We start from the raw sequence: 18,383 nt of genomic DNA, 5'->3' as shown, positions 1-18,383 counted from the left end.
CAGGCTCTGCGAGACTCTCACACCAACCGCGAGGGGACTTATAGACAGAGATTGCTCGCATTTTCGCGCACTCTTGCGGTGCGTTGAATGCCCGGGCATCTCCGTCAAAGGCCTCTCGTGATGGTTCTCACAAGTGGTGGTTGACTTGTTTTAATGAGGGAGTCTTCAATTACTGCATAAATATGACGAGTTGCTCACCCGTCGAGATTGCTTCCAGCGGACTCCCAACTTAGCGAGAAAGCATTGACAGGTCAAATGGCGATTTAAGTTATATTAAAAGTGATATAAAGGGATTTAATTATTTGAAATATATATAGATTATGGTGATTTTATTGGCGTAATTTCGGTGTGGTCATGCCTGTAAAGTGTGAGCTGACTCACTATGGAGAAAGCTTCAGATCTCCGCACCATGCTGGCAGGCGACTATTTACCAGTATTTTATACTGCAAAACACAGCCCCCATGCGGTTTGTCACTGTTTTTAACCGGGCCGTAATAATGTGCTAATGCAGCGGATGTAATAAGAATTATTCATACTGTCATGAATGACTTTATTTGCAGTAATAATGAATAGTTATGCCTGTGCGGGCAGCGCCTTTAGGGAAAGGATTAGGGAGTGAAAGGAGAAATACGTTAGCCAGAGGGCAGTTGGCCTGGCAACGGGCAGAAAATTGCCGGCCGATATTAATAATATCGCGGCAGAAATTAGTCAATATCTCTGCACTTATTTCCCGCATTGCACCACCGTAAGCCCCTGCACGGTGCAGGTCACAAACTTTCAGCTCAATACCGCCCCGCGCTCACCCCGGCAAGGTTTTGCGGTATGATTCAGTCGACTTCGTTTTAAGGGAACCGTTATGAAGCAAATCCGGGTTTTAGCGCAGTATTATGTCGATCTGATGGTCAAACTGGGGCTGGTGAGATTCTCACTGCTTCTGGCTTCTGCGCTGGTGGTGCTGGCGATGATTGTTCAGATGGCGGTGACCATGCTGTTGCGTGGTCAGGTGGAAAGTATCGACGTCGTCCGGTCCATTTTCTTTGGATTACTGATCACCCCCTGGGCCGTGTACTTTCTGTCGGTGGTGGTGGAGCAGCTCGAGGAGTCGCGTCAGCGTCTCACCCGTCTGGTCGATAAGCTTGAAGAGATGCGTCATCGCGATCTCGAACTGAATCAGCAGCTGAAAGACAATATTACCCAGCTGAATCAGGAAATTGCTGACCGCGTCAAAGCAGAAGAAGCGCGTCTGGCCGTGGTCGATAAGTTGAAACTCGAAATGCATCATCGTGAACAGGCGCAGATCGAACTGAGTCAGCAATCGGCGTTACTGCGCTCCTTCCTCGATGCTTCACCAGATCTGGTGTATTACCGTAACGAAGACAAAGAATTCTCCGGCTGTAACCGTGCGATGGAATTGCTCACCGGCAAAAGCGAGAAGCAACTGATCGGTCTGACGCCGAACGATGTCTATACCCCCGATATCGCCGAGAAAGTGGTGGAAACCGATGAGAAGGTGTTCCGTCACAACGTTTCCCTCACCTATGAACAATGGCTGGTCTATCCGGACGGGCGGAAAGCCTGTTTCGAGCTGCGCAAGGTGCCGTTCTACGATCGCATCGGTAAACGCCACGGCCTGATGGGCTTCGGGCGCGATATTACCGAGCGTAAGCGCTATCAGGACGCGCTGGAGAACGCCAGCCGGGAAAAGACGACGTTTATCTCGACCATCAGCCACGAGCTGCGTACGCCGCTTAACGGCATCGTCGGGCTGAGCCGCATCCTGCTGGACACAGAACTGGACAAAGAGCAGCACAGCTACCTCAAAACCATTCACGTCAGCGCCATCACCCTCGGCAATATCTTCAACGACATCATTGAAATGGACAAAATCGAGCGCCGCAAAGTGCAGCTCGATAACCAGACGGTGGATTTCACTGAGTTCCTGTCCGATCTGGAAAACCTCTCCGGCCTTCTGGCACAGCCGAAAGGGCTGAAATTCATCATGGATCCGGATTTACCCTTGCCGCGCAGCATCACCACTGACGGCACGCGCTTACGCCAGATTTTATGGAACCTGATCGGTAACGCCGTCAAATTTACCCGTGAAGGGGAAATCGTGCTGAGCGTCCATTACGAAGCGAACGACATGCTGCGCTTCGTGGTGCGCGATTCGGGAATGGGCATTCCGCAGGATGAGCAGGATAAAATTTTCGCCATGTACTATCAGGTGAAAGACCGTAACGGGGGCAAACCCGCAACCGGAACCGGGATCGGTCTGGCCGTTTCTAAGCGTCTGGCGCAGGCGATGGGCGGCGATATTACCGTCAGCAGCGTGCCGGGGCAGGGTTCCTGCTTCACGCTGACGGTGCGTGCGCCGACGCTGGATGCGCCGGTAACGCAAAGCGACGATGAAGAGGAGGAGATGCCGCTGCCGGCGCTTCATGTGTTGCTGGTGGAAGATATCGAGCTGAACGTCATTGTGGCGCGTTCGGTGCTGGAGAAACTGGGTAACAGCGTGGAAGTGGCAATGAACGGGCATGATGCGCTGGAGATGTTCGATCCCGACGAATTCGACCTGGTTCTGCTGGATATCCAGCTGCCTGACATGACGGGGCTGGATATCGCCCGCAAATTACGCACCGATTACGCCGGTAAGCATTTGCCGCCGCTGATTGCGTTGACGGCCAACGTGCTGAAAGACAAAAAAGAGTATCTCGACGCCGGAATGGACGACGTGCTGAGCAAGCCGCTGTCTGTTTCTGCCCTGACCGCGATGATCCAGCAGTTTTGGGATCATCAGCCAGAAGTATCCGTGATGGAAAAGGAGCCTGCAGTGATGAAAGACAGCGAAACTTTACTCGATACCGCCATGCTGGAGCAATACATCGACCTGGTGGGCCCGCAACTGATTTATCAGAGTGCAGATATGTTTGAAAAAATGATGCCGGGTTATCTCGCGGTATTAGATTCCAACATGACGGCGCGTGACCAGAAAGGCATTGCCGAAGAAGGGCATAAAATCAAAGGTGCAGCGGGTTCTGTCGGTCTGAAGCATTTACAGCAACTGGCGCAACAAATTCAAACGCCAACATTGCCGGCCTGGTGGGATAACGTTCAGGAATGGATTGATGAGCTGAAGGCGGAGTGGCGAAATGATATTCAGGTGCTGCGTGAATGGACTTCAAACGCTGAAAAAAAATAACCCCAGCCGAAGCCGGGGTGCGCGAATACTGCGCCAACACCAGGGAAAATGGTAACCCACGATAGTTGTTAGGGTTTGGATTTCGCAGGTCTTGGAATTCAGGGTAAGTCTAATACATCCTGTAGCCATCAACATAACAAATATAAGCTGAACTGTTACAACATTCATTAAAAACTGTGATGTAGATTAGTCTTTGTCTATACAAAACATCAAGTCTTTATCGCAGGATTTTTGAGAGAATACAAATGAAGGTTGTTGATGACGTTATGACGGCATGCAATTTTGCTTATGTTCGTGAAAATTCAGACGGCGATTTGCTGGTTTTTTCTACAAAAACTGTGCGTAATCCCCCTGAATACACCGCACGGAACCCGCGGCAACTTACTGTAAACCATGGTGTATGCGTGAAAGTGGATTCAGACCGTCTGTTAAATGGCATAAGATTTCATCTGATTTTCTGTAGTGAAATAATTTCACTTAGGTAGACGTCCTGAATGCCCGTCCGTTGTGTGAATTTTCGTCTGCATTGTGGTTTTTTTGAGTAACCGATTTGACTTAGTGACGCCAGAGGCGGGCGAGTATCTGATGAGTTTTCGTTCACTATCTAAAATTGAATGTATAAGTTTTGTTAATCAATAAATTTATGAATTGTTACGGAATGTAGCAAAAGAATACAGTCGATGCCGGGGGATGAAAACCTCTGGGAACCGGTTCCCAGGATCTGGAACTCATTGATGATATGGATCAAAAGCCTTTTAATTTGGTTAATGTGCGGTTAAAAATGGGATAGGCCTGACCGGATTGTTAGCAATCTGCGTCTTAGTTTCGCTAGCCCGAATCCGGTGGTTCTTGCGGAGAATGATTAGATGGTCAGATGTGTTACGGAAAGCGCTTAATGAATAAATCTGCAAAAAAAGGTCTTTTACGTAAGCCACTGTTATGGCTCAAACGTGTGCTGATACTGTTACCCTGCTTATGGATAGCAGGAATTGTGATTTTCGCCTTTTTACCGGTGCCTTTTTCTGCCGTGATGGTGGAAAGGCAGGTATCGGCGTGGCTGACCGGTGACTTTGGTTACGTCGCACATTCCGACTGGGTGGCGATGGATGACATTTCCTCGCCGATGGCGCTGGCGGTGATGGCGGCGGAAGACCAGAAATTCCCTGAACACTGGGGATTTGACGTGGATGCCATTCAGTCGGTGCTGGACAGTGATAAAGACGGCGGAAAAATGCGCGGTGCATCGACGCTTTCGCAGCAGACGGCCAAAAATTTATTTTTGTGGGATGGGCGCAGCTGGATCCGCAAAGGGCTGGAAGCCGGGCTGACCGTTGGCATTGAAACGGTATGGACAAAGCGACGCATTCTGACGGTTTATCTGAACATCGTGGAGTTCGGCGACGGTGTCTTTGGCGTTGAACAGGCGGCACAGCATTTCTTCCATAAACCGGCCAGCAAACTGACCGCTTCTCAGGCGGCATTACTGGCTGCCGTGCTCCCCAATCCACACCTGTTTAAGGTCAACGCGCCTTCAGCCTACGTCATTCGCAGGCAACAGTGGATCCTGCGCCAGATGAGCCAGCTCGGCGGTGAGTCTTTCCTGGTGGAACATAAACTGCATTAATTTCCTGAGCAACGCACATAAAAAAAGGACAGCCAATGCGCTGTCCTTTTTCGTGATGGCCGCCGGAATTACTTCACGTAGGTGAATGCCGTGGTCACGTGTTTCACGCCGCTGACACCTGCCGCGATACCTGCCGCAGATTTACCTTCATCCTGTGTCACCAGACCCAGCAGGAAGACTTCGCCGTTTTCAGTGGTCACTTTCACGTTGGAAGATTTCACTGAATCACTGGTCAGCAACTGCGAGCGGACTTTGGTGGTGATCCAGGTATCGGTAGAGGCGGTACCCATGGTCACAGGTTTACCTGTGCGAAGCTCGTTATACACTTCCGTTGCACCCTCAACGCCAACCGCGATCTGCTTGGCGCGCGCGGCCATATCCGGTGTCGGGGTCTGACCGGTCAGCAGGACTTTGCCCTGATACGCCGTCGCCACAATACGCGCTTCGTCCTTCAGCTGTTTGTCTTTGCTGATGGCATTAGACACCCTGGCTTCCAGCGTGCTGTCATCAACCTGTGTGCCGACGGTACGCGGGTCCGTGGTGGTTTTGGTGGCAACGCCAGCAACGCCAACCACTGCGGCGGCAACGCAACCTTGTAGCAGAAGGGCGCTAAACAGTATTGCAAAGAGAGGACTTGCCTTCATTTGATCTCCTTAATCGTCCTGGTGAGGGAACAGCGTGCTATCAATCAGATCACAGAGGCAATTCACTGTGAGCATATGCATTTCCTGAATACGGGCGCTGCGATGAGACGGAATACGGATCTCAACATCATGAGGACCCAGCAAACCCGCCAGCTCGCCGCCGTCATAACCTGTAAGCGCCACAATGGTCATATCACGGGTGACCGCGGCTTCAACGGCTTTGACAATATCACGGCTGTTGCCGCGCGTAGAAATAGCCAACAGAACGTCGCCCGCCTGGCCTAAGGCCCGCACCTGTTTGGCATAGATTTCATCATGCAGCCGGTCGTTAGCGATGGCGGTCAGCACAATGTTATCTGCACATAGTGAGATTGCAGGAAGGCTGGGACGTTCAGTTTCAAAACGATTAATCAGACTGGCGGAAAAATGCTGGGCATTTGCCGCAGAGGTGCCGTTACCGCAGCAGAGAATTTTATTGCCGTTAAGCAGCGATTGCACCAGCGTCATTGCGGCGCGGGAAATCGCGTCAGGCAAGGCTTCTGCCGCGGCAATCTGGGTTTGGATACTTTCGGTAAAGCAGACTTTGATTCTATCCAGCACGGGTTTTCGTCCAGTCAGTCGTCATAATATTTATTCCGCATTGAAGGCATCACGCAGCCATTCTATCTGGCTACCGGTGATGGCAAAAACATCAAAACGGCAAGATGATGTGTCAAAGCTTGCATGGCGTCCTGCAAGCCAGAAAGACGCAGCGCTTAACAAACGCTGCTGTTTTTGACGCGTTACGCTTTCCGCTGCGCCGCCGAAACGGGCGGTGCGCCGGTAGCGAACTTCAACAAACACCCAGGTTTGCTGGTCGCGCATGATCAGGTCGATCTCTCCGGTGCGGCACGCCACATTGGCGGCCACAAAGAATAATCCGGCGCTCTCAAGGTAGCGACGTGCGAAAGCTTCATACTGGTTTCCACACGATTTTGCGCCAGTGAGCCGCGGCGTTGACACTTTTTCAAACATCAGTACATCCTTGTACCTGTCACTCTCGGAATACCGGTTCTGAAGAGCGGTTCCCGAGAGTGGCGATAGCCGTTCTTAAGAGGAAACCGGCACCAGTGAGCCCTGACGGTATTGCAGCCACGGCATTTTACGGTGGATGACGCAATTGCTGTTGGCGCTCAAATCCCCGGTACTGCCGGAGACTTCAAAGCCCGGCAGGGTGCGCATTTGTGAGAAGTGATTCGCCAGACTCCAGGCATCAATCCCCATCGCGTACAGACGCACCAGTGAGTAGTCGTTACCGAATTTCGCGGAGGCCTGTTGCATCAGCGCCGGATTAGAGCCCGCCAGCAACGGAATGTCGCTGAACTGAACGCCTTCCATTTCCAGACGATAATCCGGGCCTGCACCGGCCTGATAGCTGCGGGAACTGGCGTAAACGGACGGACGCGAACGGCCACTGCCGCTCATGTCGAGCATCGGCTTGATCAGCGTCAGTTCGCTTTGCGTGGCGACGACGTACACCGAATCCACGGCACCTCCTGAACTGCCCTGCACGATCTGCGCATCAGTCGGTGGCGCCGGGATGGTTATCCCGCCAATGGTCACGCCCTGCGCCTGGGCAGGAGCGGCGGTATTGCTGGTCATCACCGGGGTACCGGTCAGACGGATACCGCTGCCGATAGAAGAGCGCAATTCACCTGCTGAACCCAGCCCCTGCTTGAGGACCGTCTGACCGCCCAGTTTCTGCCATTCATTGGCAAAAGCCTGCGCGATACGGTCGCCAAAGTTGCCACGCGGAACCAGCAACAGCGGCATCCGTTTTTGCTGTGACCACATATGACGTGCGGCATCCTGCGCCTCGTCTTCCGGAGAGAGGGCAAAGTAACAGATATTCGGGCTGTTTTTCTCAGTTTCTGGCTGATTAAGCGCTAAAACATTCAGCGGTGTCTGGTCAGAAGCGAGTTCGTTGACCTGATCTTTAAGCAGAGGACCGACAACCAGCGTTGCGCCATCTTGCTGCGCCTGGGTGAGAAGCGCGGCCAGAGGCTGACCATTCGTGTCGTAAACTTTGACCTGAGCATTGCTGCTGGCTACCGGAGTAGCGACAGGCGCAGGCGTTTGTGGCTGTTCAGCCTGTGTGGCTGTCGCCTCCGGCGCTGAGGTGCTGACGGCCGCATTCGGATCAACCGGTGGTTGCGCCTGAGCGTTTTGATCGGCAGAAGTACTTTGTGGCGCAGGTTGTGACACCTGACCGGTCATTGCCGCGTTAAAACCTTGCTGAATGGCGTTACCGTAAACCTGCGCCGGGCCGCTCATTGGCAGGAACAGGGCGATTTTACCGGTAGAAGCAGGCTGGAACGTCAGCACGTTATTAAGCTGCGTTGGCAGGTTTTTTGCGGCCGGATTGACCGGATAACGGCGCTGCCAGTCTTTAATCCCGGCTTTCAGCAGATCGGGATCCTGCTTGTTACTCTGCCAGACGCTGAGTAAATCCAGCCATCCCTGCAATGTATTTTCATCTGCGTTGATCACGATGCTGCTCGCATCTTGCGGGGAAAGTTGCGTCAGCGACATCCAGGTACGATCGATATTGTCCTGATGCGGCTGGCCCTGCAACAGTGGCTCCTGCGCAATATACGCGCGGATCACGCCCAGACTGACACGTCCCTGGCTGGCATCGATTTGCGCCTGATAGTAACGCGCCTTCTGATCGTTGGTCAGCGCGGTCGGATCGATGGTGCTCAGCGTGGTCGCCGCAGGGGTGAAATCTTTGATGGCCAGTTGCACTTCGGCCGTCGTCAGCTTTTGCTCCAGCTGCTGCGCGGCAGTGAGTTCTTGCGGCAGGGTCTTCAGCTGATTGTAGGCTTCAGCCGCTTTGCCTTCACGCACCAGGGCACGCACTGCAAGCAATTGCCAGTCAGCCTTGTTATCATCACCGCTTTGCTGTGCCTGTTGCAGATAATAATCAGAGCTGCCAGTCGCCGCGCCCTGGACACTTTCAGTCGGTGCCTGTGGCGCCTGACCGGTACAGCTGGCGAGAAGCATCGCCACGATAATGGCAGGGAGTAAACGTCCCGAACGGGTACGAAAAGTCATTGAGGAAGGCATTCAGTTTCCAGTGATGTTTTTTCAAGATGCTCAATATTAAATCGGCAATCCGGATGAAACAATGAATCAACACGATCAAGCAGATATTTCTGCATCAACGCTGTACATCGTACCCACGCCAATCGGCAATTTAGGGGACATCACCCAACGGGCATTGGCCGTGCTGAGCAGCGTGGATTTGATTGCGGCGGAGGATACCCGTCATACCGGATTATTGCTGCATCACTTTGGTATCAGCGCAAAAATGTATCCGCTTCATGATCATAATGAACAGCAAAAAGCGGAACATTTATTATCAAAACTTCAGGAAGGTCAAAGCATTGCGCTGGTTTCCGATGCAGGAACGCCGCTGATCAATGACCCTGGCTACCATCTGGTGCGCTGTTGCCGTGAAGCGGGTGTGCGCGTTGTGCCATTGCCGGGTGCCTGTGCGGCGATTGCGGCATTGTCTGCCGCCGGTTTGCCGTCCGACCGCTTCTGTTATGAAGGCTTTCTGCCTGCCAAAACGAAATCACGAAAAGATACACTTCAGGCCCTGATCGAAGAGCCGCGCACGCTGATTTTCTACGAATCGACCCACCGGTTGCTCGACAGCCTGCAGGATATGGTGGAAGTCTGGGGGCCGGATCGCTACGTGGTGCTCGCCCGCGAGCTGACCAAAACCTGGGAAAATATTCGTGGTGACGCGGTCGGCGCATTGCTCGCCTGGGTGCTGGAAGATGAAACCCGCAAGCGTGGCGAAATGGTGCTGATCGTCGAAGGTCATAAAGCCGATACCGAGGCTTTGCCGGCGGAAGCGTTGCGCACGCTGGCGCTGCTGCAAAAAGAACTTCCGCTGAAAAAAGCCGCCGCGCTGGCTGCAGAAATTCACGGTGTGAAGAAGAATGCGTTGTATAAATACGCGCTTGATGAGCAAGAGGGTGACAAGTAGGTGATTTTCCCCTATCATCCGCCGCGGAGTTGACCAGACAGTCGCCGCTTCGTTGCCGTCCCTTTCGGGGGAGACAGATGGAGGGGAGGAAAGTCCGGGCTCCATAGGGCAGGGTGCCAGGTAACGCCTGGGAAGCGCGAGCTTACGACAAGTGCAACAGAGAGCAAACCGCCGATGGCCCACGCAAGTGGGATCAGGTAAGGGTGAAAGGGTGCGGTAAGAGCGCACCGCGCGGCTGGCAACAGTCCGTGGCAGGGTAAACTCCACCCGGAGCAAGGCCAAATAGGGGTTCACATGGTACGGCCCGTACTGAACCCGGGTAGGCTGCTTGAGCCAGTGAGCGATTGCTGGCCTAGACGAATGACTGTCCACGACAGAACCCGGCTTAACGGTCAACTCCCTCGTCAAAAAGAAAGCCCGCGCAGTGTTAACTGCGCGGGCTTTCACCTTTCTGAAATCCGAAAAACTCAGACCGGCAAATCAATCAGCAGCGCGCGCAATGGCGTGCTGGCAGACACGGTCAGGCTGTTTTCCTGATGGATAAATGCCCCATCGCCACAGGCCAGTCTTTGCGATTCGTTGCTGACTGCGCCCTGTGCATCAACCTGCCCGTGAATCGACTGCAAATAAGCACGCGGTCCGCGGATAGGTATCGAAATATGATCGCCTGCGGCTAAATCCAGATGATGGATCCACACGCTCTGGCGCAACTGCAGGCTGCCTGCTTCACCATCCGGCGAGGCCAGCAGGAAATGCTTCGCATCCGGCAGCATCATTTTCTGGGTAATCGGATTTTCATGCTCGGGGCAGGCATCCAGCCACAGCTGCATCCGCGTCAGTGGCTGTTTCTCGCGGGTGTTCAGCTCGCTGTAGCTGACGCTGGCCTGCGTCGATAACAGCGCCGCTTCTCCGGCTTTCACCCGCACGCTATGACCTTCACTGTCGCGATACTCGGCCTCGCCCTGCAACACCAGATTGAGCACGTCAACGCGCGGATAAGTTCGCGGCTGAAAACTCGCCCCCGGTGCCAGCACTTCCTGATTCAGCACCCGCAAAGAGGCATAGCCCATCAGCTTGGGATCGAAGTAGTGACCAAAGGAAAACGTGTAGCGGGCTTGCAGCCAGCCAAAGTCAGCGGTGCCGCACTCTTTTGCCGTTCTGCTGGTAATCATGGCGGTCGCCTCAGTTAAAAATATCAATGGATAAATGGTAAGCGTCTGGACGTGTGATTGTTAGCCAGTTAATCTGGTCGCTATATTCAAATTTCCTGAAAGAGAAAAGAATGGCTAAGGATCGCGCACTCACACTGGAAGCCTTACGGGTCATGGATGCGATAGACCGCCGGGGCAGCTTTGCCGCGGCTGCCGACGAGCTGGGCCGCGTCCCTTCTGCCCTGAGCTACACCATGCAGAAGCTGGAGGAAGAGCTGGATGTGGTGTTATTCGACCGCTCAGGTCATCGGACAAAATTCACCAACGTTGGCCGTATGCTGCTTGAACGTGGCCGCGTGTTGCTGGAAGCGGCAGATAAACTGACCGTGGATGCCGAAGCGCTGGCGCGCGGCTGGGAAACCCATATCACCATCGTGTGTGAAGCGCTGTCACCGGCAACGAAACTGTTCCCGCTGATTGAAAAGCTGGCGCTGAAAGCCAATACGCAGGTGTCGCTGATCACTGAAGTGCTGGCCGGTGCGTGGGAGCGCCTTGAGCAGGGGCGCGCAGACATTGTGATCGCCCCGGATATGCACTTTCGCTCATCAACAGAAATTAACAGCCGTAAACTTTACAAGCTGGTCAGCGTGTACGTTGCCGCACCGGATCATCCGATCCATCTGGAAGCCGAGCCGTTGTCTGACGTCAGCCGCGTGAAGTACCGGGGCATTGCGGTGGCGGATACTGCCCGCGAGCGCCCGGTGCTGACCGTGCAACTGCTGGATAAGCAGCAACGTCTGACGGTCAGTACGCTGGAAGAAAAACGTCAGGCATTACTGGCAGGGTTAGGTGTGGCGACGATGCCTTATCCGATGGTCGAAAAAGACATTACCGAAGGCCGTTTGCGGGTGGTGAGTGCCGAATACAATCACGAAACCGACATCATTATGGCGTGGCGTCGCGACAGCATGGGCGAAGCGAAAGCCTGGTTCCTGCGTGAAATTGTCAAACTGCTGGCTACGCGTGAAGTGAAGTAAGCGTCGGTCAGTTGCTATGCCACACCTTCCCCTGCTGTAAGGGGAAGGTGCAGATGCAGATCAAAAACGCGTATCACGCCCGTGCTCAGATTCTAAATCCTGCGCGGGTCCGGTGGAGATAATGCCGTGCGGGTTGATCGTCGCGTGGCTGCGATAATAGTGGTGACGGATATGGGCAAAATCCACGGTTTCACGAATGCCCGGCATCTGGTAGATATCGCGCAGGAAGCCGTAAAGGTTCGGATAATCGCTGATCCGGTAGCGATCGCATTTGAAATGCGTAACGTACACCGGGTCAAATCGCACCAGCGTGGTCCACAGGCGAAGATCGGCTTCGGTCAGCTGGTTCCCCGTCAGATAGCGGTGTTTACCCAGTAATTCCTCGGCACGGTCAAGCGCGGCAAACACACCGTCAACGGCCTCATCGTAAGCATCCTGAGACGTCGCAAACCCGGCTTTGTAGACGCCATTGTTAATTTGCTGATAGACCCATTCATTAATCTCATCAATCTGCGGGCGCAAGGTCTGCGGATAATAATCTCCGGCTTTTGCACCGACCGCATCAAAAGCGCTGTTGAACATGCGAATGATATCGGCAGATTCGTTACTGACGATGGTCTGCTGTTTCTTGTCCCACAGGATCGGCACAGTGACGCGCCCGGTGTAATCCTTCTGCGCGCGCAGATAGATTTCATAGGCAAAATTCAGGTGATACAAATCGTCGCCGGTGGCCGCCGGGAAATCCGTTCCGAAGGTCCAGCCGTTTTCTAACATCAGCGGATGCACGACGGAAACGGGAATGATCTCTTCCAGGCCTTTCAGCGCGCGCATCAGTAAGGTGCGGTGCGCCCACGGGCAGGCGAGAGAAACGTACAGATGATAACGATCGCGTTCTGCCGTAAAGCCACCCGCACCATGCTCACCCGGTGCGCCGTCTGCGGTGATCCAGTTACGAAATTGCGAAACGGAACGTTTGAAGTGCCCGCCGGTAGAGCGGGTGTCATACCAGGTGTCCTGCCAGATGCCGTCAACCAGTTGTCCCATCGTTATGTACCTTTTTATCAGATGTATTTTCAGAATAAAAAAGGGCGAGGTGATAAATCACATCGCCCTGCAGGTCTTACATATTATCTAATTATTTGAGTATAGCGTGGTATTGCCGGTGCGATGCCCGGCGTTATCCCTGGTGCGGACGATTACCAGTTTTTCTTGATCAGACGGTCGATGCTGAATGCACCTGGACCCGAAGCAAACAGGACGAAGAAACCACCGGCGATGGACAGGTTTTTCATGAACATCATCTGGTTTACGCCCTGGGCGAAATCAGTGTGGAAGATGACGGCGGTCAGGATGGTGAAGATTGCCGTGATCAACGCGGTAGTGCGAGTGAAGAAGCCGAACAGGATCGCCAGACCGCCGCCAAATTCTAACAAGATAGTCAGTGGCAGGAAGAAGCTTGGCACGCCCATGGACGTCATGTAGCCCGCTGTGGCGGTGTAACCGTTGATTTTGCCCCAGCCTGCAACGATAAACAGAATGGGCATCAGGATACGTGCAACCAGCAAAGCAGTGTCTTGTAACTTAGTCATCTTCATCTCCGAAAGGTCATGCGCTCAAATTGAGCTAAAATGTTACCGGCCCGGTCGGAAAATGTTTCCTGCCGTTACCGCATCAGTTGATGACGGAATAATAGGTCGGATGAATAAGTTTTGTTAGCAAGTAAATCTGTCTGAATGATTCAAAAAAATTGAATGGACTCTGGATTGTTATTCAAAAGAAAAGGGCCGGATGAGTATTCATCCGGCCCTCAGACGTGAAAGCATTGATACGAAAAAAGAGCGTTTATTTCTGAGCGAAAGTCTTACGGAACAGTCTGACCGTTCCCCAGATCCCGAAAGCCCGTCGTGACCAGCGCACAATCACGCTGGGGTGGCGAATACCGTAAACGGCAATCAGGCTTGAGCCCACTACCAGATATTTGCGCATATCAACGAGTTTCACCCAGCCGCGATCGATTTTCGCTGTGGCATCCAGCCAGTCATCACCGGCACGGGATAACTCCTGCCGCTGGCGCTCAATCTTGCGCATAATTCTGACTTTTTCGATAGCGCGGTTCGGGATGCTCATTCCTCGTCATCCTTTTCAAGCAGGGCACGGTCAACGTCCAGTTGCTTGCGCGTAAGGCTGAGCAGCGTCGAACGTTTGGCTTTCGCCAGCGTCAACATGCCCAGGATCACCGCGAGCAATAACAGCACGCCTGTGGTAGTGCCCATCGCCATCAGACGGTATGCCGGATCGATAGCCCAGAAAAGGACCACCAGCAGACTCATCAGGCCGAAGGCTGTAAAGATCAGGGTAATGCCGGCCATGAGCAGCAGTTGGAAAATATTGGCCTTTTCCTCTTCCAGCTCAATAACGGCCAGTCTGACGCGCGTTTCGACAATGCCGACCACGACAGTGGCGACACGTTGAATGATGTCGAAAAGCCCCTTACCCGGTCCTTGTGGTGAAGGTTTTAACGGTTCAGTCATGGTTATCGGCGAGCTAACAGAACGCCGATGACTACGCCGACCGCGGCACCAATACCGACGCCCGTCCAGGGTTTATCATGTACATAATCGTCGGCTTTACCGGCAATTTCTTTGGTCTGGTAGGCAATCTTTTCGCCCGTATCGCTCAGACGTTCGCGGGTATCTTTCAGCAGGGATTCTGCTTTACCACGCAGTTTATCGAGTTCAGCTTTCGGCTTATCGGTAGAGGTCTGGAGCACTTCTTCCAGGGTATCTGCCAATGACTTTAATTCAGCCCGCAGTTGTTCTGATGTATTACTCGCCATGTGTAAGTCACTCCATACGTTAACTGATTCGAACTTTTAACATAGCGGATATTCGGGTGATCGCAAATGCGAATTGTCTGTTTCAAAACGCAAGATCCCCGAATAATCCGCTGTGGCGTGGTGCAAAATCACCGCTGGCGGAACAGGATTACAGGCCCTGGGCCTGTTTCAGTTCTGCCTGTGCTTCCTGCAATTTATGCTGTTTCTTAACGATTTTTTCGTGATCGCCCTTGGCCTGAGCTTCTTTCAGCTCCTGCTCACGTTCTGCGACTTTTTCACGCTTCTCTTCAACACGTTGTTGATTTTCAGCTTTCAGACCGGCATCGGTGCAATGTGCCTTATTTTCACGCAGTGCCTTTTCCAGACCGTCTACGCGGTTCTGGTTTTTATGGGCACGGGCTTCGTCGATCTGTTTCTGAATTTCGTTTTGTTTGGTCACGCAGCTTTCTGGCTGAGGCGCAGCAAAACTGGCGGAGGTGAACAACAATGCCGGGGCGAATACGAGGGCGGAGAGAGTCAGTTTCATCGTGTAGCTTCCTTTTGATGGTTAAGTGAGTGTGGCACTTAATTCCTTGAACAGGGGACTGCGTGTCAAATCATGGGTCGCATGAATGACTAGCCCATAAATAATATCACCGTCGAATGGACGGTGATATCAGACATTTTCCCTAAACCTGACGAAAGGCTTAACCGAGCTTCAGCCGGTTATGATTGAGTTTTTCCATCAACGCTCTGGAATGGGAGGGTTCACAATTCCTGATGATGAATCCCTCCGGCAGGATGTCTTGCAACGCGCTGTGCGCCATCTGGCGCTGCTCAGCGGAGTCGAGCTGCACGACTAAACCGTCATCGAGGGGCGTGATGCTTTTGATATGGATGCCGCGCTGACTCAGGCTCTGATACACATAAAAGCCGTCTGGCAATGAGATACCCGTTCTGGCCGGGCGGATTTGCAGCGCATTGCCGTTGGCTGGCATCCGTGAAATAGCCAGCCCGATCATGGCGGCCGCTGCCAGCAGCATGATAATCACCGGCCAGAGTAGGGAACGTTTGAGAAACCTGCGGTTCATTATGCGCTCTTGCCTTTATTCTGGCGGTCAGCGTGTTTTTTACGCCACAGCACAATGATCGAACCGACCAGCCCGCCAATTAATAACAGGACCGGCAATAACATCAGGCAGTTCATCACGGCGTCTTCGTATTTCAGGAACAGCGGTGTTTTGCCGAGGAAATAGCCCAGAGACGTGAGGATGAGGATCCATAACAATCCGCTGACCCAGTTAAAGAACTGAAAGCGGCTGTTGCTCAGGCCCGATAAACCGGCGATTGTCGGCAGTAGGGTACGCACAAAGGCCAGAAAACGGCCAACTAACAGCGCCGACAGGCCATGCTTGTGGAAAAGTGCATGGGCACGTTCGTGATAATGCACCGGCAAATTCCCCAGCCAGCTTTGTACTATTCGGGTGTTTCCCAGCCACTTTCCCTGCGCATAACTCAGCCAGCAACCGAGGCTGGCCGCGCTGGTCAGCAGGAAAACCGTCAGCGGGAAATTCATCGCATCTTTGGCAATCAGTACGCCGACCAGAATTAACAGGCTGTCACCGGGTAAAAACGCCGCGGGCAACAGACCGTTTTCCAGAAAAATGATCATGAATAAAATCAGGTACAGCGCCCAGACCAGCGAGGGATCGGCCAGGGTTTTATAGTCTTGTTGCCAGAGTGCATCGATGAGAGAACTGATAATTTCCATCTGGTTTCTAAAACTCCATCATGTTCAGTGAGTCAGCGAAATACATCTGCGGAGAAAAGTCTCGACGCGGCATGTACAGCTGAAAAAGGTCGCCTGTTCCCTGGCGTGCTGTCTGGTTACGGGTACTGCGATTTCCCGCGCGTCGTTTTGGCGTGTTTCACCTGGCGCAAACGGGTAAGAAAAGTCGTCTAACTGTAACAAAATAACAATAAGTCAGACAGGTAAATATAGCGCGTCGGCGGCGATCATTTAAGCCTCAGGCACGATATGAAAAAGGGTTTTACATTGACTGACACTACTCGACAGTGGCTGACAGGGAAGGGCGAAATCGGGCAGAGGAAGATAAATGGCAGGTTGGACGAAGGAACCTGCCGTAATGCGGATTTATTTAGAATTCATCAGCGGCGGATCGAGATGAACCACCGGATTTTCTGAATAAAGATAGCGGTCTACATTGAACTCAAAATCATCACTGGTGGCGCGGAAAAGCATCTGCTTGGTGTTTTCCAGGTGCTGCCACATCGCCAGTTTTGCGGCGTGCGGATCGCGGCGGATTAACGCTTTGAGGATCAGATCGTGTTCTTCACACCAGCTTTCGATTGAGCGCTCATCGATATGCTCATGCAATTTACGCCAGTACGGATTATGCAATCGCTGGCTCCACATCTTTTCGACAATCGTTGCCAGTGCGCTGTTTTGGGTTGCCTGCGCAACCTGCACGTGGAATTTCAGATCCCATTCCGAATCGCGGAAACGGTCTTCCTGCCGCGCGTACTCCTGAATTTCCATCAGGCGCATAATGTCTTGTTTGGTCACCTGCGTGGCGGCAAATTCAGCGATGTTGCTTTCAATCAGCTGGCGCGCCTGCAACAGCTCAAACGGGCCTGCCGTACCAAATTCACTGCCGCAATCCGGCACAACCAGATGGCGCTGCTGATTGGACATGACATGAATGCCCGAGCCTTTGCGCACTTCCACATAGCCCTCCACTTCCAGCATGATGATCGCTTCACGCACCACGGTGCGGCTGACGTTCATTTCATCGGAAATCAGACGTTCAGCGGGAAGTTTCTCGCCAACCGGATAGACTCCGGATTCAATGCGTTCCTTGAGCGTGGCAGCCAGTTGTTGATAAAGGCGTCTGGTGTCTGTGGATTCCATGTGAGTGCTCTTTAAAGTAGTGAAACCTGCCGGATGGGTGCCTGAAAGATCCCGGGACCTGTCATACAACTCCAGTATACGATTTAAGAAGAGGGGATGCACCGTGCATTGGTCAGAAAGGTTGGCGGTTAAAGTCAGGAAATAGCAAAGCCCGGTAAAGTGACTTACCGGGCTGCGTTCAGGCTATCAGGCTTTCGCGGTACTGAGCGGAACCGGCACAGGCTCCACTGCGGACCGGTTTTGCAACACTGTCCAGATGATGATGGCACCGAGCAGATCGAAGACCGCAAGGGCTGCAAACAGCGGGCTGAAACCGATGGTATCGGCCAGCGCACCGACCACCAGTGCAAACATCGTACTTGCCATCCAGGCGGCCATCCCGGTCAGTCCGTTAGCCGTCGCCACTTCGTTACGACCGAACACGTCAGAAGAGAGCGTGATCAGCGCGCCGGACAGTGACTGGTGAGCGAAACCACCGACACACAGCAGGGCGATAGCCGCATACGGGCTGGTGAACAGACCGATCATCCCCGGGCCGATCATCAGGACAGCACCCATCGTCACGACCATTTTACGAGATACGATCAGGTTCACTTTGAAATGCTTCTGGAAGAACGGAGGCATGTAGCCGCCGAGGATACAACCGAGGTCAGCAAACAGCATCGGCATCCAGGCAAACATCGCAATTTCTTTCAGATTGAAGCCATACACCTTGAACATGAACAGCGGGATCCAGGCGTTGAACGTGCCCCAGGCCGGTTCAGCCAGGAAGCGTGGCAGCGCGATACCCCAGAACTGACGGTTACGCAGGATCTGCATGGCAGACATTTTCTTGCCGTTGGTGGTCTGATGCTGTGCTTCCTGACCATCAAGAATATAAGCGCGTTCTTCGGTGCTCAGCTTTTTCTGATCTTTCGGGTGTTTGTAGAACACTAACCAACTGAT

At 53.1% G+C, this 18,383-nt stretch carries 18 protein-coding genes, 1 other RNA gene and 1 pseudogene; 5 read left to right on the top strand and 15 right to left on the bottom strand.

Features of this window, described 5'->3' with window-relative positions:
• The first annotated feature begins 856 nt into the window (after positions 1 to 856).
• The gene (gene arcB / locus ED901_RS01675; protein ID WP_056776351.1) at positions 857 to 3,199 is read left to right on the top strand and encodes an aerobic respiration two-component sensor histidine kinase ArcB; all 2,343 of its coding nucleotides are present in this window, start codon (positions 857 to 859) and stop codon (positions 3,197 to 3,199) included.
• An 895-nt stretch (positions 3,200 to 4,094) separates the two neighbouring features.
• Entirely contained in the window at positions 4,095 to 4,823 is a 729-nt protein-coding gene (mtgA, locus tag ED901_RS01670) for a monofunctional biosynthetic peptidoglycan transglycosylase (RefSeq protein ID WP_056776356.1), read from the top strand.
• Positions 4,824 to 4,891: 68 nt separating this feature from the next.
• On the opposite strand, the gene dolP is transcribed toward mtgA, so the two are convergent.
• The 4 genes from dolP to ED901_RS01650 form a co-directional block, all read right to left on the bottom strand.
• Positions 4,892 to 5,467 carry a division/outer membrane stress-associated lipid-binding lipoprotein gene (gene dolP / locus ED901_RS01665; RefSeq protein ID WP_056776359.1) on the bottom strand — a complete coding sequence of 192 codons (576 nt, stop codon included), beginning with the start codon at positions 5,465 to 5,467 and terminating at the stop codon, positions 4,892 to 4,894.
• Positions 5,468 to 5,476: 9 nt separating this feature from the next.
• The gene (diaA, locus tag ED901_RS01660; protein ID WP_056776362.1) at positions 5,477 to 6,067 is read right to left on the bottom strand and encodes a DnaA initiator-associating protein DiaA; all 591 of its coding nucleotides are present in this window, start codon (positions 6,065 to 6,067) and stop codon (positions 5,477 to 5,479) included.
• Between the two features lie 30 nt (positions 6,068 to 6,097).
• On the bottom strand, positions 6,098 to 6,481 hold the full coding sequence (locus ED901_RS01655) for a YraN family protein (RefSeq protein WP_056776366.1): 384 nt from the start codon (positions 6,479 to 6,481) through the stop codon (positions 6,098 to 6,100).
• Between the two features lie 75 nt (positions 6,482 to 6,556).
• Positions 6,557 to 8,572, bottom strand: coding sequence for a penicillin-binding protein activator (locus ED901_RS01650; protein ID WP_122094436.1), 2,016 nt, complete (start codon positions 8,570 to 8,572; stop codon positions 6,557 to 6,559).
• A 61-nt stretch (positions 8,573 to 8,633) separates the two neighbouring features.
• Here ED901_RS01650 and rsmI point away from each other — a divergent pair, with 61 nt between their 5' ends.
• Entirely contained in the window at positions 8,634 to 9,503 is an 870-nt protein-coding gene (gene rsmI / locus ED901_RS01645) for a 16S rRNA (cytidine(1402)-2'-O)-methyltransferase (protein ID WP_056776374.1), read from the top strand.
• 25 nt (positions 9,504 to 9,528) lie between these two features.
• An RNA gene (rnpB, locus tag ED901_RS01640) (RNase P RNA component class A) lies at positions 9,529 to 9,907 on the top strand.
• 63 nt (positions 9,908 to 9,970) lie between these two features.
• Here rnpB and ED901_RS01635 read toward each other — a convergent pair.
• Positions 9,971 to 10,675, bottom strand: coding sequence for a pirin family protein (locus ED901_RS01635; protein WP_056776378.1), 705 nt, complete (start codon positions 10,673 to 10,675; stop codon positions 9,971 to 9,973).
• Between the two features lie 110 nt (positions 10,676 to 10,785).
• On the opposite strand from ED901_RS01635, the gene ED901_RS01630 reads away from it, so the two are divergent.
• Complete coding sequence (locus ED901_RS01630) at positions 10,786 to 11,691, top strand: LysR family transcriptional regulator (protein WP_056776382.1); 906 nt, start codon at positions 10,786 to 10,788, stop codon at positions 11,689 to 11,691.
• A gap of 60 nt (positions 11,692 to 11,751) precedes the next feature.
• On the opposite strand, the gene ED901_RS01625 is transcribed toward ED901_RS01630, so the two are convergent.
• The 10 genes and pseudogenes from ED901_RS01625 to ED901_RS01580 all read right to left on the bottom strand — a co-directional run.
• Positions 11,752 to 12,735 carry a glutathione S-transferase family protein gene (locus tag ED901_RS01625; RefSeq protein WP_122094434.1) on the bottom strand — a complete coding sequence of 328 codons (984 nt, stop codon included), beginning with the start codon at positions 12,733 to 12,735 and terminating at the stop codon, positions 11,752 to 11,754.
• Between the two features lie 152 nt (positions 12,736 to 12,887).
• Complete coding sequence (locus ED901_RS01620; protein WP_056776388.1) at positions 12,888 to 13,280, bottom strand: DoxX family protein; 393 nt, start codon at positions 13,278 to 13,280, stop codon at positions 12,888 to 12,890.
• 253 nt (positions 13,281 to 13,533) lie between these two features.
• The gene (locus tag ED901_RS01615; protein ID WP_056776392.1) at positions 13,534 to 13,818 is read right to left on the bottom strand and encodes a YqjK-like family protein; all 285 of its coding nucleotides are present in this window, start codon (positions 13,816 to 13,818) and stop codon (positions 13,534 to 13,536) included.
• Positions 13,815 to 14,222 (bottom strand): phage holin family protein, encoded by a 408-nt coding sequence (locus tag ED901_RS01610; RefSeq protein ID WP_122094431.1) that lies wholly within the window; start codon positions 14,220 to 14,222, stop codon positions 13,815 to 13,817. Before ED901_RS01610 ends, ED901_RS01615 begins: the two co-directional genes overlap by 4 nt.
• Before the next feature lie 2 nt (positions 14,223 to 14,224).
• Positions 14,225 to 14,527 carry a YqjD family protein gene (locus ED901_RS01605; RefSeq protein WP_056776398.1) on the bottom strand — a complete coding sequence of 101 codons (303 nt, stop codon included), beginning with the start codon at positions 14,525 to 14,527 and terminating at the stop codon, positions 14,225 to 14,227.
• Between the two features lie 148 nt (positions 14,528 to 14,675).
• The gene (locus ED901_RS01600) at positions 14,676 to 15,053 is read right to left on the bottom strand and encodes a DUF1090 domain-containing protein (RefSeq protein WP_056776402.1); all 378 of its coding nucleotides are present in this window, start codon (positions 15,051 to 15,053) and stop codon (positions 14,676 to 14,678) included.
• A gap of 160 nt (positions 15,054 to 15,213) precedes the next feature.
• Positions 15,214 to 15,597, bottom strand: coding sequence for an EnvZ/OmpR regulon moderator MzrA (mzrA, locus tag ED901_RS01595; RefSeq protein ID WP_122094429.1), 384 nt, complete (start codon positions 15,595 to 15,597; stop codon positions 15,214 to 15,216).
• Positions 15,597 to 16,277, bottom strand: a complete 681-nt coding sequence (locus ED901_RS01590; RefSeq protein WP_056776407.1) for a DedA family protein — start codon at positions 16,275 to 16,277, stop codon at positions 15,597 to 15,599. Before ED901_RS01590 ends, mzrA begins: the two co-directional genes overlap by 1 nt.
• 384 nt (positions 16,278 to 16,661) lie before the next feature.
• Positions 16,662 to 17,438 carry a transcriptional regulator ExuR gene (gene exuR, locus ED901_RS01585; protein ID WP_056776410.1) on the bottom strand — a complete coding sequence of 259 codons (777 nt, stop codon included), beginning with the start codon at positions 17,436 to 17,438 and terminating at the stop codon, positions 16,662 to 16,664.
• Positions 17,439 to 17,624: 186 nt separating this feature from the next.
• Positions 17,625 to 18,383, bottom strand: a pseudogene (locus ED901_RS01580) (MFS transporter); the annotation flags it as partial.

The organism is Rahnella sp. Larv3_ips, from assembly GCF_003697865.1.
GTDB classification, from domain to species: domain Bacteria; phylum Pseudomonadota; class Gammaproteobacteria; order Enterobacterales; family Enterobacteriaceae; genus Rahnella; species Rahnella rivi.
Note: the sequence above shows the minus strand (reverse complement) of the source record. Positions and strands in the feature narration are given on the sequence as shown.